Annotated in this window: 19 protein-coding genes; 12 read left to right on the top strand and 7 right to left on the bottom strand. The window is 73.0% G+C overall.

Annotated features, from left to right (window positions below; translation table 11 throughout):
- Positions 1-46: 46 nt before the first annotated feature.
- The gene (locus tag AB8Z75_RS17980) at positions 47-1,666 is read right to left on the bottom strand and encodes an oxidoreductase (RefSeq protein ID WP_369203168.1); all 1,620 of its coding nucleotides are present in this window, start codon (positions 1,664-1,666) and stop codon (positions 47-49) included.
- Positions 1,667-1,893: 227 nt separating this feature from the next.
- Here AB8Z75_RS17980 and hisD point away from each other — a divergent pair, with 227 nt between their 5' ends.
- From hisD to AB8Z75_RS17935, 9 genes are all read left to right on the top strand, one after another.
- Positions 1,894-3,282, top strand: a complete 1,389-nt coding sequence (gene hisD / locus AB8Z75_RS17975) for a histidinol dehydrogenase (RefSeq protein ID WP_369203166.1) — start codon at positions 1,894-1,896, stop codon at positions 3,280-3,282.
- A 5-nt stretch (positions 3,283-3,287) separates the two neighbouring features.
- Positions 3,288-4,442, top strand: a complete 1,155-nt coding sequence (locus AB8Z75_RS17970) for a histidinol-phosphate transaminase (RefSeq protein WP_369203164.1) — start codon at positions 3,288-3,290, stop codon at positions 4,440-4,442.
- The gene (hisB, locus tag AB8Z75_RS17965) at positions 4,439-5,029 is read left to right on the top strand and encodes an imidazoleglycerol-phosphate dehydratase HisB (RefSeq protein WP_114022701.1); all 591 of its coding nucleotides are present in this window, start codon (positions 4,439-4,441) and stop codon (positions 5,027-5,029) included. The genes AB8Z75_RS17970 and hisB overlap by 4 nt, the downstream gene beginning before the upstream one ends.
- A gap of 139 nt (positions 5,030-5,168) precedes the next feature.
- Positions 5,169-5,333, top strand: a complete 165-nt coding sequence (locus AB8Z75_RS17960) for a hypothetical protein (RefSeq protein WP_181856503.1) — start codon at positions 5,169-5,171, stop codon at positions 5,331-5,333.
- Entirely contained in the window at positions 5,333-5,983 is a 651-nt protein-coding gene (gene hisH / locus AB8Z75_RS17955) for an imidazole glycerol phosphate synthase subunit HisH (RefSeq protein ID WP_369203161.1), read from the top strand. The genes AB8Z75_RS17960 and hisH overlap by 1 nt, the downstream gene beginning before the upstream one ends.
- Positions 5,984-6,036: 53 nt before the next feature.
- Positions 6,037-6,765, top strand: coding sequence for a bifunctional 1-(5-phosphoribosyl)-5-((5-phosphoribosylamino)methylideneamino)imidazole-4-carboxamide isomerase/phosphoribosylanthranilate isomerase PriA (gene priA / locus AB8Z75_RS17950; protein WP_369203169.1), 729 nt, complete (start codon positions 6,037-6,039; stop codon positions 6,763-6,765).
- A complete protein-coding gene (locus AB8Z75_RS17945) occupies positions 6,762-7,184 on the top strand; it encodes a RidA family protein (protein WP_369203159.1) in 423 nt (140 codons plus the stop codon). Before priA ends, AB8Z75_RS17945 begins: the two co-directional genes overlap by 4 nt.
- Entirely contained in the window at positions 7,181-7,939 is a 759-nt protein-coding gene (gene hisF / locus AB8Z75_RS17940; RefSeq protein ID WP_369203157.1) for an imidazole glycerol phosphate synthase subunit HisF, read from the top strand. Before AB8Z75_RS17945 ends, hisF begins: the two co-directional genes overlap by 4 nt.
- 20 nt (positions 7,940-7,959) lie before the next feature.
- Entirely contained in the window at positions 7,960-8,319 is a 360-nt protein-coding gene (locus AB8Z75_RS17935) for a DUF6463 family protein (protein ID WP_369203155.1), read from the top strand.
- A gap of 27 nt (positions 8,320-8,346) precedes the next feature.
- Here AB8Z75_RS17935 and AB8Z75_RS17930 read toward each other — a convergent pair whose 3' ends face one another.
- Entirely contained in the window at positions 8,347-9,693 is a 1,347-nt protein-coding gene (locus AB8Z75_RS17930) for an MFS transporter (RefSeq protein ID WP_369203153.1), read from the bottom strand.
- Positions 9,694-9,802: 109 nt separating this feature from the next.
- Here AB8Z75_RS17930 and AB8Z75_RS17925 point away from each other — a divergent pair, with 109 nt between their 5' ends.
- Positions 9,803-10,696, top strand: coding sequence for a LysR family transcriptional regulator (locus AB8Z75_RS17925; protein ID WP_369203151.1), 894 nt, complete (start codon positions 9,803-9,805; stop codon positions 10,694-10,696).
- Between the two features lie 70 nt (positions 10,697-10,766).
- On the opposite strand, the gene AB8Z75_RS17920 is transcribed toward AB8Z75_RS17925, so the two are convergent.
- Genes AB8Z75_RS17920 through AB8Z75_RS17900 form a run of 5 tightly spaced genes read right to left on the bottom strand, consistent with a single transcriptional unit; the run spans position 10,767 to position 15,449 of the window.
- Positions 10,767-11,222 (bottom strand): hypothetical protein, encoded by a 456-nt coding sequence (locus AB8Z75_RS17920; RefSeq protein WP_369203149.1) that lies wholly within the window; start codon positions 11,220-11,222, stop codon positions 10,767-10,769.
- Entirely contained in the window at positions 11,219-11,986 is a 768-nt protein-coding gene (locus tag AB8Z75_RS17915; RefSeq protein WP_369203147.1) for a class I SAM-dependent methyltransferase, read from the bottom strand. Before AB8Z75_RS17915 ends, AB8Z75_RS17920 begins: the two co-directional genes overlap by 4 nt.
- A 21-nt stretch (positions 11,987-12,007) precedes the next feature.
- Positions 12,008-12,748, bottom strand: coding sequence for a succinate dehydrogenase/fumarate reductase iron-sulfur subunit (locus AB8Z75_RS17910; RefSeq protein ID WP_369203145.1), 741 nt, complete (start codon positions 12,746-12,748; stop codon positions 12,008-12,010).
- Positions 12,745-14,706 carry a fumarate reductase/succinate dehydrogenase flavoprotein subunit gene (locus AB8Z75_RS17905; protein WP_369203143.1) on the bottom strand — a complete coding sequence of 654 codons (1,962 nt, stop codon included), beginning with the start codon at positions 14,704-14,706 and terminating at the stop codon, positions 12,745-12,747. The genes AB8Z75_RS17910 and AB8Z75_RS17905 overlap by 4 nt, the downstream gene beginning before the upstream one ends.
- Positions 14,706-15,449 carry a succinate dehydrogenase cytochrome b subunit gene (locus AB8Z75_RS17900; RefSeq protein ID WP_369203141.1) on the bottom strand — a complete coding sequence of 248 codons (744 nt, stop codon included), beginning with the start codon at positions 15,447-15,449 and terminating at the stop codon, positions 14,706-14,708. The genes AB8Z75_RS17905 and AB8Z75_RS17900 overlap by 1 nt, the downstream gene beginning before the upstream one ends.
- Positions 15,450-15,545: 96 nt before the next feature.
- On the opposite strand from AB8Z75_RS17900, the gene AB8Z75_RS17895 reads away from it, so the two are divergent.
- Together AB8Z75_RS17895 and AB8Z75_RS17890 are read left to right on the top strand one after the other, a co-directional pair.
- Entirely contained in the window at positions 15,546-16,439 is an 894-nt protein-coding gene (locus AB8Z75_RS17895) for a LysR family transcriptional regulator (RefSeq protein ID WP_369203139.1), read from the top strand.
- Positions 16,440-16,594: 155 nt separating this feature from the next.
- Positions 16,595-17,404, top strand: a complete 810-nt coding sequence (locus AB8Z75_RS17890; RefSeq protein ID WP_369203137.1) for an SAM-dependent methyltransferase — start codon at positions 16,595-16,597, stop codon at positions 17,402-17,404.
- Positions 17,405-17,433: the final 29 nt, after the last annotated feature.

Below are 17,433 nucleotides of genomic sequence, written 5' to 3'. Positions count from 1 at the left end.
CCGTCCTCCCGCCGCCTTTGCCGCCCCCGCGGCCGTGGGGAGGGCGCTACTGCCGGCGCAGCAGCCGGGTGGCGCCCGCGGCCACTGTCGTGGCCAGCACCCAGCCCGCGAGGACCATCACCGCGGCGATCCACTGGTAGCCGCCCGCCGGGTTCCAGGCGGTGTCCTGGCCGAACGAGATGACGGGCAGCAGCAGGTCCAGTGCGTAGAGGGTGGCGTTCCAGTGGGGCGCCTCGCCGTCCTTGAGCGCGGTCGGCCGGTGCGCCTCGAACAGCAGTGCCCCTGTCAGCCAGAGGAGGACCATCCACAGCGCGGCCTGCGCCGGGCGGTAGCCGTAGGCCACCGTCCAGTCCTGCAGGACGCCCCACACCTTGCCGGGCAGCGGCAGCGTCTCGCGGCGGCGGCGCTGTTTGGCGAGCAGCACGATCCGCGCGTTGGTGTCCTCGCCGCTGTTGCGGTACATGGCCGCGAGCTGCTCGTAGGGCTCGGGCGCGTACTCCGCGGTGGCCGCGTTGATCCACTGGAGCCGCTCACGGACGTTGAAGTGGCCCTCCTTGGGGATGGCGTGCGCGTAGGTGAAGCCCGCCATCCACAGCCGGTGGTCCTGCGGCCAGCTGGAGGCGCGGTCCATCAGCTTCTCCACACTCGCCCCCGACAGCACGACCAGGCCGCGCTCGGGCAGCTGCGGGGTGAAGGTCAGCTCCGGCGTGCTGATGCGCCGCAGCGACAGCTCCTGGTCCCGCTGCATCTCCAGCCGGGCGTTCTCGATCACCAGCGAGGAGCCGAACCGCCCGTCGTCCAGCACCATGCCGCCGGTGCACTCGAAGTGCTTGGTCCTCCACCGTGTGCCGCCCTGGGTGGAGAAGTCGTAGCGGGTGCCGGTCGGCGGGGTGGCGCCGTAGAGCTGCGGGGCGTTGCCGCGGCCCGCGTCGGCGAAGCTGGCCACCTGGTCGACGGTCATCTGCGGCGCGTACAGGGCGACGCGACCGCGCGGGTTGCGCAGTACGGAGCCGAACATGTGCAGGGAGCTGCCGACCGCCGCGCCGCGCAGGCTGACCTGTCCGTCGGTGACCAGCAGACTGGCCTGGAGCTCCTGGGAGACGTTGACCCCGTCGGCGGCGATGGCCCGGGTGCGCCGTCCGCTGCCGACGGTGGCCTCGTTCAGCAGCAGATCGGTGCCGATCGTGGCGTCCGTCAGCTTGATGCCCTCCGGGATGCTGCACCGGGGCAGGTGCAGGTCGCCCTCGGTGGTCAGCCGGGCCGCGTCGAAGCGGGGCAGGTAGCAGTCGACGAAGCGCGCGGTGCTCACCCGGGCTTCCGGCATCCGCACCTCGTCCTCGAAGCGGCAGGACCGCAGCTCGAAGTAGGGCTCGACGGACCCGCCGGCCAGGTCCAGGCAGCCGGTGACGGACGCGCCGGTCAGGTGGAGGGAGGCCACCCGGCCCAGCAGCGGCGGAGGACCGTGCAGCAGCAGCAGCGCGATCACCCGGGCCCGCACGGTGCGCTCCGGGCCCCAGGGGTGGTCGCCGTTGGGGTCGTCCAGCTCGGCCTCGCCGCAGCGCAGATCGTGCTCGGTGCCGTTGCGGAAGGCCTGCCACAGCCCCCACTCGGCGGTCGTCAACCGCAGCCCCGGCGGCGGCTCGCCGGAGTCCGCTGGCTCGCTCACGTGTCTCCCCCTCGATCGAACGGTCGCGGTCACGCTCGGCAGCCCCCGGAACAGTCGTGGCCGCGGGCGCGAACGTGGTGGTCGTACCGCTTCCCTTCCCGCTCTGTGACGGGATGAACGCACGAGGCGACAAACCTCCCGCGTGGTCGTGTGGAACGGCGTGTGACGTGTATCAGCCTCTGATACGGGCGGCGGTCACGTGTCGCGGGTCTGAGAGACTTGGAGGTGTGATCTCCCGAATCGATCTGCGTGGTTCCTCGCCGGCCCCGGGCCCGGCGAGCGGGACCATCGACCGCGACCTGCTGCCCCGTGCCGAGCTCGACGTCGAGGCCGCCCTGCACAAGGTGCGGCCCATCTGCGACGACGTGCGGCATCGTGGCGCGGCGGCGGTGATCGAGTACACGGAGAAGTTCGACGGCGTCCGCCTGGAGCGCCTGCGGGTGCCCGCCGAGGCGCTGACCAGGGCGCTCGACGAGCTGGACCCGGCCGTGCGGGCCGCGCTGGAGGAGTCGATCAGGCGGGCCCGGATCGTCCACCACGACCAGCGGCGCACCGACTCCACGGTGCGGGTCGTGCCGGGCGGCACCGTCACCGAGCGGTGGGTGCCCGTCGAGCGCGTCGGCCTGTACGTGCCGGGCGGGCGCGCCGTCTACCCGTCGTCGGTCGTGATGAACGTGGTGCCCGCGCAGGAGGCCGGTGTCGGCTCGCTGGCCGTCGCCTCGCCGGCCCAGAAGGAGTTCGGCGGCCTGCCGCACCCCACCATCCTGGCCGCCTGCGCGCTGCTGGGCGTGGACGAGGTGTACGCGGCGGGCGGCGCCCAGGCCGTGGCGATGTTCGCGTACGGCACCGCCGAGTGCGCCCCGGTGCAGCTGGTCACCGGGCCCGGCAACATCTACGTGGCCGCGGCCAAGCGGCTGCTCAAGGGCGTCATCGGCATCGACTCCGAGGCAGGGCCCACGGAGATCGCCATCCTCGCCGACGACTCCGCCGACCCGGCCCACGTCGCCGCCGACCTGATCAGCCAGGCCGAGCACGACGTGGTGGCCGCCGCCGTCCTGGTCACCCCCTCCGAGGCGCTGGCCGAGGCCGTCGAGGCGGAGCTGGCGGCGCAGGTGCCCGCCACCAAGCACAGCGAGCGCATCGCCGAGGCGCTGGCGGGCCGGCAGTCGGGCATCGTGCTCGTCGACTCCCTGGAGAGCGGTCTGGCGGTCGTCAACGCGTACGCCGCCGAGCACCTGGAGATCCAGACCGAGGACGCCGCCGGGTGGGCGGCCCGGGTCGTCAACGCGGGTGCCGTCTTCGTCGGCCCGTACGCGCCCGTCTCGCTCGGCGACTACGCCGCGGGCTCCAACCACGTGCTGCCCACCGGGGGCTGCGCCTGCCACTCCTCGGGCCTGTCGGTCCAGTCCTTCCTGCGCGGCATCCACGTCGTCGACTACTCCCGCGACGCGCTGGCCGAGATCACCCCGCACGTCGTCGCCCTGGCCGAGGCGGAGGATCTGCCCGCGCACGGCGCCGCGCTGAAGGCCCGTTTTGTCGGAGACGAACGCGGCAAGCACGGCGTCGGAGACGAACGCGGCAAGCACAGCGAGTGGAAGGTTCCGAAGGTCCGTTGAGTTCCGTGACCGGCAATTCCTCCGTGTCCTCGTTGGACGCGCTGCCGCTGAGGGACGAGCTGCGCGGCAAGTCGCCCTACGGCGCCCCGCAGTTGGACGTCCCCGTGCGGCTGAACACGAACGAGAATCCGTATCCGCTCCCCGAGGAGCTGGTGGCCCGCATCGCCGAACGCGTCACCGAGGCGGCCCGCGAGCTGAACCGCTACCCCGACCGCGACGCGGTCGAGCTGCGGACCCGGCTCGCGGACTACCTGTCGCGCACCGCGGGGCACCCCGTCACGCGCGAGCAGGTGTGGGCGGCCAACGGCTCCAACGAGGTGCTCCAGCAACTCCTCCAGGCGTTCGGCGGCCCGGACAGGGTCGCGCTGGGCTTCGAGCCGTCGTACTCGATGCACGCGCTGATCTCGCGCGGCACCGGCACCGGCTGGATCTCCGGGCCGCGCAACGACGACTTCACCATCGACACCGAGGCGGCCGTCGCCGCCATCGCCGAGCACCGGCCCGACGTGGTCTTCATCTGCTCGCCGAACAACCCGACCGGCACCGCCGTCGGCGAGGAGACGGTCCTCGCGCTGTACGAGGCGGCGCAGGCGGCGCGCCCCGAACGCGGGGCGCTGGTGGTGGTGGACGAGGCCTACGGCGAGTTCTCGCACCGCCCCTCGCTGCTGCCGCTGATCGAGGGCCGTCCCACGCTGGTGCTCTCGCGCACCATGTCCAAGGCGTTCGGCGCCGCCGGGCTGCGGCTGGGCTACCTGGCCGCCGACCCGGCCGTGGTCGACGCGGTGCAGCTGGTGCGGCTGCCGTACCACCTCTCGGCCGTCACCCAGGCCACCGCGCTGGCGGCGCTGGAGTACACCGACACCCTGCTCGGCTACGTCGAGCAGTTGAAGACCGAGCGCGACCGGCTGGTGCGCGAGCTGCGGGCCATGGGCTTGGAGGTCACCGAGTCGGACGCCAACTTCGTGCAGTTCGGCCGCTTCGACGGCGCGGCCGGATCCCACGCGGTGTGGGAGGCGCTGCTGGGGCACGGGGTGCTGGTCAGGGACAACGGTGTGCCCGGCTGGCTGCGGGTCTCGGCGGGGACGCCTCAGGAGAACGACGCCTTCCTCGACGCGGTGCGAGCCGTGACGAAGGAGCTGAAGGAGAAGAGCGAAGCATGACGCGCAAGGGCCGGGTGGAGCGCACCACCAAGGAGACGTCCGTCACCGTCGAGATCGACCTCGACGGCACCGGCGAGGTCGACGTCTCGACGGGGGTGGGCTTCTACGACCACATGCTCGACCAGCTCGGCCGCCACGGCCTGTTCGACCTGACGGTCAAGACCGACGGCGACCTGCACATCGACAGCCACCACACCATCGAGGACACCTCGCTGGCGCTCGGCGCCGCCTTCCGGCAGGCGCTCGGCGACAAGCGCGGCATCGTCCGGTTCGCGAACGCCTCGGTGCCGCTGGACGAGTCGCTCGCCCAGGTGACGGTCGACCTGTCGGGCCGCCCCTATCTCGTGCACACCGAGCCCGAGAACATCGCCCCGATGATCGGCTCGTACGACACGACGATGACCCGGCACATCCTGGAGTCCTTCGTGGCCCAGGCGCAGGTCGCGCTGCACGTCCACGTCCCGTACGGGCGCAACGCGCACCACATCGTGGAGTGCCAGTTCAAGGCGCTGGCCCGCGCCCTGCGCTACGCCAGCGAGATCGACCCGCGCCAGACGGGGATCCCCTCCACCAAGGGCGCTCTGTGAGCTGGGGGCACCGCCTGGGGGCACCGCCCGGCCGGAGGCTGGGGGAGGTAGCTGGGGGAGCGCGCGCGGCTGCCGGGCGGCACGTGGGTAAGAAGCCCGCGGGATGCCGCGCGGGCGGAGAAGCGAACGGAGAGATGCCGTGACAGGGCTTGCCGCGCTCCTGATCTTCGTCGGGCTGTTCCTGGCGGGCGGAGCCATCTCGTTTTGGAAGCAGCAGTTGCCCAAGGGCGTCGTCGTGCTGCTCGGCGCGGCGTCCGCCCTCGCCCTGCTCGCCGGGATCCTGCGACTGGACTGGTGGTCGTGATGAGTGCAGCCAAGAGCGTCGTGGTCTTCGACTACGGCTTCGGCAACGTCCGCTCCGCCGAGCGGGCCGTGGAACGGGCCGGGGCCCGCGTGGAGATCACCCGCGACTACGACAAGGCCATGAACGCCGACGGCCTCCTCGTGCCCGGCGTCGGCGCGTTCGCCGCCTGCATGCGGGGGCTGACCGAGGCGCGCGGCCACTGGGTCATCGGGCGGCGGCTGGCCGGCGGCAGGCCCGTCATGGGGATCTGCGTCGGTATGCAGATCCTCTTCTCGCGCGGCATCGAGCACGGCGACGAGGCCGACGGCATGGACGAGTGGCCCGGCACCGTCGGGCCGCTCGCCACCGACGCCGAGCACCCCGTGCCGCACATGGGCTGGAACACGGTGGAAGCGCCGGCCGACTCGCGGCTGTTCGCGGGGCTGCCGGCCGACGAGCGCTACTACTTCGTGCACTCCTACGCGGTGCACGACTGGGAGCTGGAGACGGCCAACCCGGCGCTCAGGCCCCCCGCCGTCAGCTGGACGACGCACGGCAGCCGGTTCGTCTCCGCCGTGGAGAACGGGCCGCTGTGGGCCACCCAGTTCCACCCCGAGAAGTCCGGCGACGCCGGAGCCCAGTTGCTGCGCAACTGGATCGAAGCCCTGTGACCGCGCTGACGCCCACCCCCGTCAGCCCCGAGAGCCCTGAGAGCGAGAGCGCCGTGAGCAACCGGCTTGAGCTTCTGCCCGCCGTCGACGTCCGGGACGGCCAGGCCGTCCGCCTCGTCCACGGCGAGTCCGGTTCCGAGACCTCCTACGGCGACCCGCTGGAGGCGGCCATGGCCTGGCAGCGGGCCGGTGCCGAGTGGCTGCACCTGGTCGACCTGGACGCCGCGTTCGGCACCGGCGACAACCGCGAGCAGATCGCCGAGGTCGCCCGCGCGATGGACGTGAAGGTCGAGCTGTCCGGCGGCATCCGCGACGACGCCTCCCTCCAGGCGGCGCTGGCCACCGGCTGCCGCCGCGTCAACCTGGGCACCGCCGCGCTGGAGTCCCCCGAGTGGGTCGCCAAGGTCATCGCCGAGCACGGCGAGGCGGTCGCCGTCGGCCTCGACGTGCGCGGCACCACCCTGCGCGGTCGCGGCTGGACCCGCGACGGTGGCGACCTGTACGAGACACTGGCCCGCCTGGACGCCGAGGGCTGCGCCCGCTACGTCGTCACCGACATCGCCAAGGACGGCACCCTCAAGGGGCCCAACCTGGAACTGCTGCGCAACGTGTGCGCCCGCACCGACCGGCCCGTGGTCGCCAGCGGCGGCGTGTCCAGCCTCGACGACCTGCGGGCGATCGCCTCTCTGGTGCCGGAAGGTGTTGAGGGCGCCATCGTGGGAAAGGCGCTCTACACCAAGGCGTTCACCCTGGAAGAAGCGTTGGAGGCGGTTGCCCGATGACCGGAATACACCGAGTGGGCTCCGGCGCCCCGTGGGAGGAGCGGTTCGGCTACTCCCGCGCCGTGGAACTGCCGAACGGGCTGGTCCTGGTGGCGGGCTGCACCTCGGTGGTGGACGGGGTGATCGCCGAGGGCGGCCCCTACGAGCAGACGGTCAACGCGTTCTCGGTCGCCCTGGAAGCCCTCAAGGGGCTCGGCCTGGGCGCCGGGGACGTGGTGCGCACCCGCATGTTCCTCACCCACACGCGGGATGTGGACGAGGTCGGCCGCGCCCACAAGGAACTGTTCGGCGAGGTACGCCCGGCCGCGTCGATGGTCATCGTCTCCGGTTTCGTCGACCCCAGCCTCGTGGTCGAGGTGGAGGTCGAGGCGTACCGGGCGCAGCCGGACCCAGCAGCAGAAGGAGCACCACAGGCATGAGCCTCGCCGTCCGAGTCATCCCCTGCCTGGACGTGGACGCAGGGCGGGTCGTCAAGGGCGTCAACTTCCAGAACCTGCGCGACGCGGGCGACCCCGTCGAGATGGCGAAGGTCTACGACGCCGAGGGCGCCGACGAGCTGACGTTCCTCGACATCACCGCCTCCTCCGGCGACCGCGAGACCACCTACGAGGTGGTGCGGCGCACCGCCGAGCAGGTCTTCATCCCGCTGACCGTCGGCGGTGGCGTCCGCACCCCCGAGGACGTGGACAGGCTGCTGCGCGCCGGCGCCGACAAGGTCGGCGTCAACACCGCCGCGATCGCCCGCCCCGAGCTGATCCGGGAGATCGCCGAGCGGTTCGGCCGCCAGGTGCTGGTGCTCTCCGTCGACGCGCGGCGCCGCGCCGAGGGCACCGGGTTCGAGGTCACCACCCACGGCGGGCGGCGCGGTACCGGCATCGACGCCGTCGAGTGGGCCCACCGCGCCGCCGAACTGGGCGCGGGGGAGATCCTGCTCAACTCGATGGACGCCGACGGCACCAAGGACGGCTACGACACCGAGATGATCGCCGCCGTCCGCAAACACGTCACCCTCCCCGTCGTCGCCTCCGGCGGCGCCGGGCGCCTCGACCACTTCCCGCCCGCCGTCGGCGCCGGAGCCGACGCCGTACTGGCCGCCTCCGTCTTCCACTTCGGCGACCTGCGCATCGGCGAGGTCAAGCAGACCCTGCGCGGGGCGGGCAGCCCGGTGCGCTGAGGGGCCTCTACGATCGCCCCATGAGGCGACGTTCAGCAGGATGGTGGGTTCAGGCGACGGCGGTCGGGCACGGGGCGATCGGTGCGGTGCTCTACCGTGACGTGCTCGCGGACATGGCCCGCGCCGGTGTGGTCGGCTCCGTGCCCGAGCGCGGCGACCGCGCCGCCGCCTTCTGGTTCCTGGCCGCGGCACCCGCCCTGTGGATGGGCGGCCGGCTGCTGCGCTCGGCCGAGGAGCACGGGGACACCGCCGCGCAACGCACCGCGGGCGCCACGCTGCTGGGCGTGGGCGCGGTGGGCGCCGCGGCGATGCCCAAGGGCGGGTTCTGGGCGCTGCTGGGTCTCGGCGGCGAGGTGCTGCGCAGGTCGCGGCGCGCGTAGCCCGGGGCACGGCCCGCACGCGCGAGCTCAGGCCAGCCGGATCACCAGTGCGCCGGCCACCAGCAGACCCCCGCCCACGAGGGTGGCGCTGACCACCGAGGCGGGCGCGGACTGCCGGCTGAACCGGGCGCGGAGCCGCGGGAGCCCGGCCGCCCACACCCCGCACAGCAGCAGGGTGAGCAGGGTGCCGAGTGCGCACACCCCGGGCCAGCCGGTGTGCGCGTACACCGCCCCGGCCAGCGCGGAGCCGACCGCACCGCCGGCGAAGTAGCAGGTCATGTAGGCGGAGGTGAGACGCCCGCGGGCGTCGGGGTGCAGGGCGTAGATCAGCGACTGGTTGCTGATGTGCACCGCCTGGTGGGCCAGGTCCAGCAGGACGATCCCGGCGAGCAGCGGGGCGAGGTGGTGGGCGCCCAGCGCCAGCAGGCCCCAGGACCCCAGCAGCACCAGCGCGCCGGCTCCGGTGGTCAGCGTCGTCCGGCCGCGGTCGGCCAGGCGGCCGGCCGCCTGGGCGGCGACCGCGCCTGAGGCCCCGGCCAGGCCGAGCAGCCCGATCCGTCCGTCCGACCAGCCGTACCCGGGTCCGGCCAGCAGGAACGCGAGCGAGGCCCACAGCACGCCGAAACAGGCGAAGGCCAGCAGCCCGATCGCCGCCCTCGCCCGCAACACCGGTTCCGCCACCAGGAGTTGTGCCGTGGAGCGCAGCAGGGCCGGGTAGCGCAGGCGTGCCGTTCCCCGGTGGCGGGGGAGGCCGCGGCGCAGCGCCACGGTCAGGGCGAGCATCACCAGTGCGGCGGCCCAGTACACCGTGCGCCAGTCGGCGAGCTCGGCCACGGCGCCCGAGGCCGTGCGGGCCAGGAGCATGCCGAGCACCAGCCCGCTCATCACCGTGCCCACGACCCGGCCGCGCCGCGGTCCTGGCGCCAGGTCGGCGGCGAAGGGCACGAGGACCTGAGCGGTCACCGACAGCAGCCCGGTCAGCGCGGTACCGGCCAGCAGCAGCCCGTAGTTCGGGGCGGCGGCGGTCAGTGCGAGCGAGGCCGCGGTGGCCAGGGTCAGCCCGCACACCAGGCGGCGCCGCTCCAGCAGGTCGCCGAGCGGCAGGACGAACACCAGTCCCAGCGCGTAGCCGACCTGGGCGACCGTCACCACCAGCGCGGCGGCGGGGGAGGTGAGCCCCAGCTCGCGGGCGATGGTGTCCAGCAAGGGCTGTGCGTAGTAGTTGGCGGCCACGCACACGCCCACCGCCACGGACATGAGTACGAGGGTGCCGCGTGCCGGGCCCTCGGCGTCTTCGCGGGCGGGGCCGGTGCCGTTCCCGGCGGCGCGGGAGTGCGGCGGAGGGTGGGGCGGTCGGACCGAGGAGGAGGCCACGGGGCGTTTCCTTCCCTAGGAGGTCGGCTCGCCTCGATGCTCTCCCGCGGCGTTCGGATCGGTCCAACAGATGCTTGCCATGACAGCGATCGGCGGAAACGATGCGGGGATGGAACTCCGCCAGCTCGCCTACGCCGTCGCGGTCGCCGAGACCGGCAGCTTCACCCGCGCCGCACACCGCTGTTTCGTCGTCCAGTCTTCGCTCAGCGACCAGATCGCCCGCCTCGAACGGGAGCTGGGCGTCCGGCTGTTCGAGCGCACCAGCAGGCGCGTGCGGGTCACCCCTGCGGGGGAGGGGTTCCTCGGCCCCGCCCGGGAGGCGCTGGCCGCCGCGGAGCGGGCCCGCGGTGAGGCCGTCGCGAGCGGCAGCGAGGTCGGAGGCACCCTGGTCGTCGGCACCATTCATCCGCTCACCGCGGTGGACCTCCCCGAGCTGCTCGCCTCCTACCGGGGACGCCACCCCCGCGTCCGCGTCACGCTGCGCGCGCGGCTGGTGCGGGACCTCTTGCAGCAGGTGCGCGAGCACGCCTGCGACATCGCCTTCGTCGACACGGGCCCGGGCACGCTGCCCCGCGGGCTGGCCGGGCGGGTCCTCGCCCGCGACGCGCTCGTCGCCCTCCTCCCGCACGGGCATCCGCTGGCCGGTGCGGAGCGGGTGGCGCCGGCCCGGCTCGCGGAGGAGGACATGGTCGACATGCCGCTCGGCTCCGGGATCCGCCGGCACGTCGATGCGGCCTTCGCCGCCGCGGGCGCCACCCGTACCGTCGCCTTCGAGGCCGACACCATGGCGCTGCTGGAGCAGCTCGTGGCCCGCCGTCTCGGTCTCGGACTCGTTCCGGCGGCCACCGCGGCACGGATGGGCGGCCTGCCCACCGTGCCCGTCACCGGGGTGCCGCCGCGCACCGTGCAGGCCGTGTGGTCCCCGAGCGGCACCTCACCCGCCGCTCGCGCCTTCCTGCGCCTGCTCGACGAAGAGGTCCCGGACGCCGGGTCAGCCGAGTGAGAAGCCCGGCCGGAGAAGCCCGGCCGGTGCCCGGGGCGCGCAGGCGGAGCGCGCAGGCGGGCCTCCGCCCTCACCGCGGCGTCCGCGCCCCCGCGTCATCCGGACGGTCCGCGTCCCCCGCACCGTCCGTGACGTCCGCGTCCCCCGCGTCCCCCGCGTCGTCCGCTTCCTGCGAGTCGTCTGTGCCGCGTCGCCGGCTCAGGAGGGTCGTGCCCGTCACCACCAGGCCGACGGCCACGACCTTGGCGAAGCCGAAGGCGATCCCCAGGTGGTCGTCGGGCTGCCACGGGCCGAGGAAGAGGAACAGCGCGCCGACGGAGCCGAGCACGATCAAGACGGCGCCGCCGACCGGACCCATGCCGGACCACCATGCCTGGTCCTCCACACCGTGGGTGGCCTCCGCGGGTTCCGTGGAATCGGAGGCCTTGGCGGGTTCCGCGGGCTCCGAGGCCTCCGCGGGCTCCCGCTCGGGCTCGGCGGGAGATGTCCCGGTCCGCGTCTCGGTCCGGGTCTCCTTCTCGGTCACGGGGTTCCCTTCTTCGGTGCGGTGCCGGCCGTGGCAGGCCGCTTGGTCGCGACGAGGAGGCGGCAGCGCGGGGAGCCGTCCTCGCGCCGGCCCAGCGCGGGCAGCGCCCGCAGCGCGACGTCGAAGCCCGCCTCGTCCAGGTCACGGCGTACGGCGGCCAGTGGCCAGGTGCGGTAGTACATGACGAAGGACGGCCGCCACACGGCGTTGCGGACGCGCATCGCCGCGTCGAAGCCGAGCAGCGAGAAGTAGGCCGCCGTCCCCGGGCGCGGCGGGGCGGCGAGCGGGAACGCGAACGTGCCGCCCTCGCGGAGCACTTCGCGGACCTGCCCGAACAGGTGCGGTCGCTCCTGCGGCAGGAAGTGCCCGAAGGCGCCGAAGCTGACGACCAGGTCGAAGGTCCCGGGGCGGAACGGCAGCGCGTGCGCCTCGCCGCGCACCCAGTGCGGGCCGGGCTCCGGCTCGGTCGCCCACCGGAACCTTGCCTCCGCGAGCATGCCCGCGCTGAAGTCCGCGCCCACGGTGCGCCCGCCGCACACGTGGCGGAGCACCCGGGTGCCCGCGCCGGTGCCGCAGCACAGGTCCAGCCCGTCACCGAAAGGGCCGTCCGGCGCGAGGGCTTCGGCCGTGGCGTCCAGGACCGCTTCGGGGGTGCGGTAGGACGTGTGGTCGAACTTCGGCGCCAGCAGGTCGTAGCCGCGCTGGACCGAGGAGAGGGCCTGGCGGGCCAGTTCGGGAAGGGTGGGGCGCGAAGGATCACTCATCGTGCCCCGAGTGTAGGTGGCTCACTCCTTGGCGGCGGCCCGCAGGTACTCCCTGTTCATGGCGGCGATCGACGGCATGGGGATGCCCTTGGGGCAGGCCGTGGCGCACTCGCCCGCGAGGGTGCAGCCGCCGAACCCCTCGGCGTCCATCTGCTCCACCATGCCCAGCACCCGGCTCTCCCGCTCGGGTGCGCCCTGCGGCAGCGCGCCCAGGTGGTTGACCTTGGCGGAGGTGAACAGCATGGCCGAGCCGTTGGGGCAGGCGGCCACGCACGCGCCGCAGCCGATGCACTCGGCGTGCGCGAACGCGGCGTCGGCGGCGGGTTTCGGTACGGCGGTCGCGTGCGCCTCGGGGGCGGAGCCGGTGGGCGCGGTGATGTAGCCGCCGGCGCCGATGATCCGGTCGAAGGCGGAGCGGTCCACGACGAGGTCCCGTACGACGGGGAACGCGGCGGCCCGCCAGGGTTCGACGTCGACGGTGTCGCCGTCCGCGAAGTGCCGCATGTGCAGCTGGCAGGTGGTGGTCTGCTCGGGGCCGTGGGCCTGGCCGTTGATGACCATGCCGCAGGCGCCGCAGATGCCTTCGCGGCAGTCGTGGTCGAAGGCGACGGGCTCCTCGCCGCGCTCGATCAGCGTCTCGTTGAGCGTGTCGAGCATCTCCAGGAACGACATGTCGGGGGAGACGTCCTCGACCTCGTAGGTGCGCATCTCACCGGCGGTGGCGGCGTCCTGCTGGCGCCAGATCCTCAGGGTCAGGTTCACGTGTAGCTCCGCTGGGTGGGGTGGACGTCACTGAAGTGGAGGTCTTCTTTGTGCAGGACGGGCGCTTGGCCGGCCCCGGTGAACTCCCAGGCGGCGGCGTAGCAGAACTCCTCGTCCTTGCGCGCGGCCTCGCCGTCGGCGGTGCGGGACTCCTCGCGGTAGTGGCCGCCGCAGGACTCGGTGCGGTGCAGCGCGTCCAGGCACATCAGTTCGGCCAGCTCCAGGTGGTCGGCCACCCGGTTGGCCTTCTCCAGGGTCTGGTTGAACCCCTCGCCGCAGCCCGGCACCCTGACCCGCCGCCAGAACTCGGCGCGGAGCTCGGGGATGCGCTCCAGCGCCTTGCGCAGCCCTTCCTCGGTACGGGACATGCCGCACTCGTCCCACAGCAGTGCGCCCAGTTCGCGGTGGAAGGAGTCGGGGGAGCGGTCGCCCTGGTGGGAGACCAGGGTGTGCAGGCGCTCTGTGACGTCCAGCACGGCCTCGTGGACGGCGGGGTGGCCCGGGTCGGCGTCCTCGTGGGGGTGGCGGGCCAGGTAGTCGCCCAGGGTGGTGGGCAGGACGAAGTAGCCGTCGGCCAGGCCCTGCATCAGCGCTGAGGCGCCGAGCCGGTTGGCGCCGTGGTCGGAGAAGTTGGCCTCGCCGACGGCGAACAGCCCGGGGACCGTCGTCATCAGGTCGTAGTCGACCCACAGGCCGCCCATCGTGTAGTGGATGGCGGGGTAGATGCGCATGGGCCGCGTGTAGGGGTCCTCGGCGGTGATCCGCGCGTACATCTCGAAGAGGTTGCCGTACTTCTCCTCCACCGCCGGCCTGCCCATACGGGCGAGCGCTTCCGCGAAGTCGAGGTAGACGCCCTCCCTCCCCCGGCTGCCGCCGGGGCCCACTCCCCGGCCCTCGTCGCAGACGTTCTTGGCGGCGCGGGAGGCGATGTCGCGGGGGACGAGGTTGCCGAAGGAGGGGTAGAGCCGCTCCAGGTAGTAGTCGCGTTCGTTCTCGGGGATGTCCTGCGGTGCGCGGTCGTCACCGGGTGTCGTGGGGACCCAGACGCGGCCGTCGTTGCGCAGCGACTCGCTCATCAGCGTCAGCTTCGACTGGTGGTCGCCGGAGCGCGGGATGCACGTGGGGTGGATCTGGGTGAAGCAGGGGTTGGCGAAGTACGCGCCCCTGCGGTGCGCGCGCCAGATCGCGGTCGCGTTGGAGTTCTTGGCGTTGGTGGACAGGTGGAAGACGTTGCCGTAGCCGCCGGTGGCCAGCACCACGGCGTCCGCCAGGTAGGTGTCGATGCGCCCGGTGAGCAGGTCGCGGGCGACGATGCCGCGGGCGCGCCCGTCGAGGACGACGAGGTCGAGCATCTCGGTGCGCGGGTGCATCTCCACGTTGCCGGCGGCGATCTGCCGCGAGAGCGCCTGGTAGGCGCCGAGCAGCAGTTGCTGTCCGGTCTGGCCGCGGGCGTAGAAGGTGCGGGAGACCTGGACGCCGCCGAAGGAGCGGGTGTCCAGGAGTCCGCCGTACTCACGGGCGAAGGGGACGCCCTGGGCGACGCACTGGTCGATGATGGCGGTGGAGATCTCCGCCAGCCGGTGCACGTTGGACTCGCGGGAGCGGAAGTCGCCGCCCTTGACGGTGTCGTAGAAGAGCCGCTGGACCGAGTCGCCGTCGTTGCGGTAGTTCTTGGCCGCGTTGATGCCGCCCTGGGCGGCGACCGAGTGGGCGCGGCGCGGTGAGTCCTGGTAGCAGAACTGCACGACGTGGTACCCGGCCTCGGCCAGTGTCGCGCCCGCCGAGCCGCCCGCCAGCCCGGTGCCGACGACGATCACGGTGTGCTTGCGGCGGTTGGCCGGGTTCACCAGCTTGGCCTCGAAGCGGCGCCGCTTCCAGCGTTCGGCTACGGGCCCGTCCGGTGCCTTGGTGTCGGCGACCGGGTCGCCGGTGAGGTAGCTGGCGTACGGGGTGCTCATCAGTCCACCAATCCGGTCATGACGCCGAGGGGTACGGACAGGAAGCCGGCGGTCAGGACCACCGCGAGCGCGGTCGCGCCGCCCTTGAGGAGGCGCGCGGTGCCGGGGCGCGTCACCCCGAGGGTCTGCGCCGCGCTCCAGAAGCCGTGCTGGACGTGCAGGCCGACGGCGAGCATGGCGACGAGGTAGAGGACGCACGCGTACCAGTTCTGGAACCCGGCGACGATGTTCTCGTACGGGTGGCCCGCCTGGCCGCGCGGATTGACGGTGCCCGTCGTCAGGTCGAGCAGGTGCCAGACGAGGAACAGCGCGAGGATGATCCCGCCCCAGCGCATGGTGCGGGTCGCGTAGCTCGCTCGGTGCCGCCGGTGCCGGTAGGCGACGGGACGGGCCGCGAGGTCGCGCCGGCTGAGCTGATAGGCGGAGACGCCGTGCAGCACGACCGCCGCCACCAGCACCACCCGCACCAGCCACAGGAACCACTCGTGGTGCAGCACAGGAGCGCCGATCGTGCGCAGCCAGTGCGCGTAGCCGTTCATGTCCTCGGGGCCGAAGAAGACCTTCAGGTTTCCGAGCATGTGCGCGACCAGGTAGGCCAGCATGACCAGTCCGCTGACCGCCATGACGGTCTTCTTGCCGATCGTGGAGCCCCACAGCGTCCGCAGGAGGCCGCGCCGCCGCGGTCGCCTGGGCGGGGTGGTCCGCGGGGCGGAGGAGGGGGGAGTGCGCGTTGCCGTCGCCATGGTCATGAAGGTAGGGAAGGTCCCGGGCATCAGTCCAAGACATGAAACGGCTTCGCCTCATAGGCAGTAGCTATCGTGCGTCCGTAAGCTGGACCCATGCAGCTCCAGCAGCTCCGCTACTTCGTGGCCGTCGCCGACACCCGTCACTTCACGCGCGCGGCCCAGCGCGAGCACGTGGCCCAGCCCTCCCTCTCCCAGCAGATCCGTGCGCTGGAACGCGAACTGGGGGCCGAGCTCTTCCACCGGGCGCGCGGCCACATCTCCCTCACCGACGCGGGAGCGGCCCTGCTGCCGATGGCCCGCCGGGTGCTGGCCGACACCGAGACCGCACGCCGCGAGGTGCAGGAGGTCGCTCAGCTGCGCCGGGGCCGGGTGCGCCTCGGGGCCCCGCCCAGCCTGTGCGCCAGCCTGGTCCCCGACGTGCTGCGCGCCTTCCGCGACCGCTACCCCGGCGTCGACCTCGTCGTCCACGAGGACGGCTCCCAGGACCTGGTGCGGGTCCTGGCGGAGGGCGAACTGGACCTGGCGCTGATCATCACCCCGCTCGCCGGGCAGGGGCCCGTGCTGAGCACCTTCGAGCTGCTCAGGGAGGAACTGGTCGTCGTCTCCCCGCTGGACGAGCCGGCGCCGGTGCGCCGCTCCCGCATCCGTGTCGAGGACTTGCGGGGCCGTCCGCTGGCGATGTTCCGGCGCGGCTACGACCTGCGGGAGCTGACCGTGGCCGCCTGCCGCGAGGCCGGGTTCGAGCCGGTCTTCGGGGTGGAGGGCGGCGAGATGGACGCCGTGCTCGGCTTCGTCAGGGCGGGCCTCGGGCTGGCTGTCGTGCCCAGCATGGTCGCGGCCCGTTCCGGCCTGCGTGTCACCCGCTTCGCGCCCCCTGGGCTCCACCGCACCATCTCCGTCGCCCACCGCGGCGACATCTCACCGACCCGTGCGGCCCGCGAACTCCAGCACATCCTGACCGAGCGGTTGACGACGACGGGCGGCTGACGGCGACGACGGACGGCTGACGGCGGTGACGGGCGGCTGACGGCGGTGACGGACGGCTGTCGGCGAGGGCCATCGGCGGTGCCGAGTGGTGGACGACAGCGGGCAGTTGACGGCATAGGTTGGGGACAGCAGCGAAGACGAACTGGAGTTCACTCATGGCGGATGCCCCTCGCAAGGCGGCACGGGCGGACCGGATCGACACCTCGGTACCGCACTCGGCGCGGATCTGGGACTACTGGACCGGCGGCAAGGACTGCTACGAGGTCGACCGCGAGGCGGGCGAACGCATCCGGGCCGTCTTCCCGGACATCGTGACCCTCGCCCGCGTCGGACGGCACTTCATCGGGCGCACGGTGCGGTATCTGGTCGAGGAGGCGGGCATCCGCCAGTTCCTCGACATCGGGACGGGCCTGCCGACCGTGGACAACACCCACGAGGTCGCCCAGCGGGCCGCCCCGGAGTCCCGGATCGTCTACGTCGACAACGACCCCCTGGTGCTCGCCCACGCGAACGCCCTGCTCGCCAGCAGCCCCCAGGGTGCCACCGACTACATCGAGGCCGACGTCGAGGACCCGGAGACGATCCTGAAGCAGGCCGCCCGCACCCTCGACTTCGACCGGCCCGTCGCCGTGATGCTGATGGGCATCCTGGCGCACGTGGCCGACTACGACCAGGCCAGGTCGATCGTGCGGCGGCTGGTGGAGGCCCTGCCCTCCGGCAGCTACCTGGCGGTCCGCGACGGCACCGACACCGACCCCCGCTACGTGAAGGGCCTGGCGGACTACAACCGCAGCGGCGCCGTGCCCTACCGGCCGCGCAGCCCCGAGCAGGTGGCCGGGTTCCTGGACGGCCTGGAGCTGGTCGAGCCCGGCGTCGTCTCGTGCCCGCTGTGGCGGCCCGAGGCCCAGGGCGCGGGCGGCACCGCCTTCTCCCCTCTCTACGGCGGTGTCGGCCGCAAGCCGTGACCGCGCCCCGGCGTCACCCCCCCGACCGG

The organism is Streptomyces sp. PU-14G (assembly GCF_041028275.1).
Lineage (GTDB): Bacteria > Actinomycetota > Actinomycetes > Streptomycetales > Streptomycetaceae > Streptomyces.
Note: the sequence above shows the minus strand (reverse complement) of the source record. Positions and strands in the feature narration are given on the sequence as shown.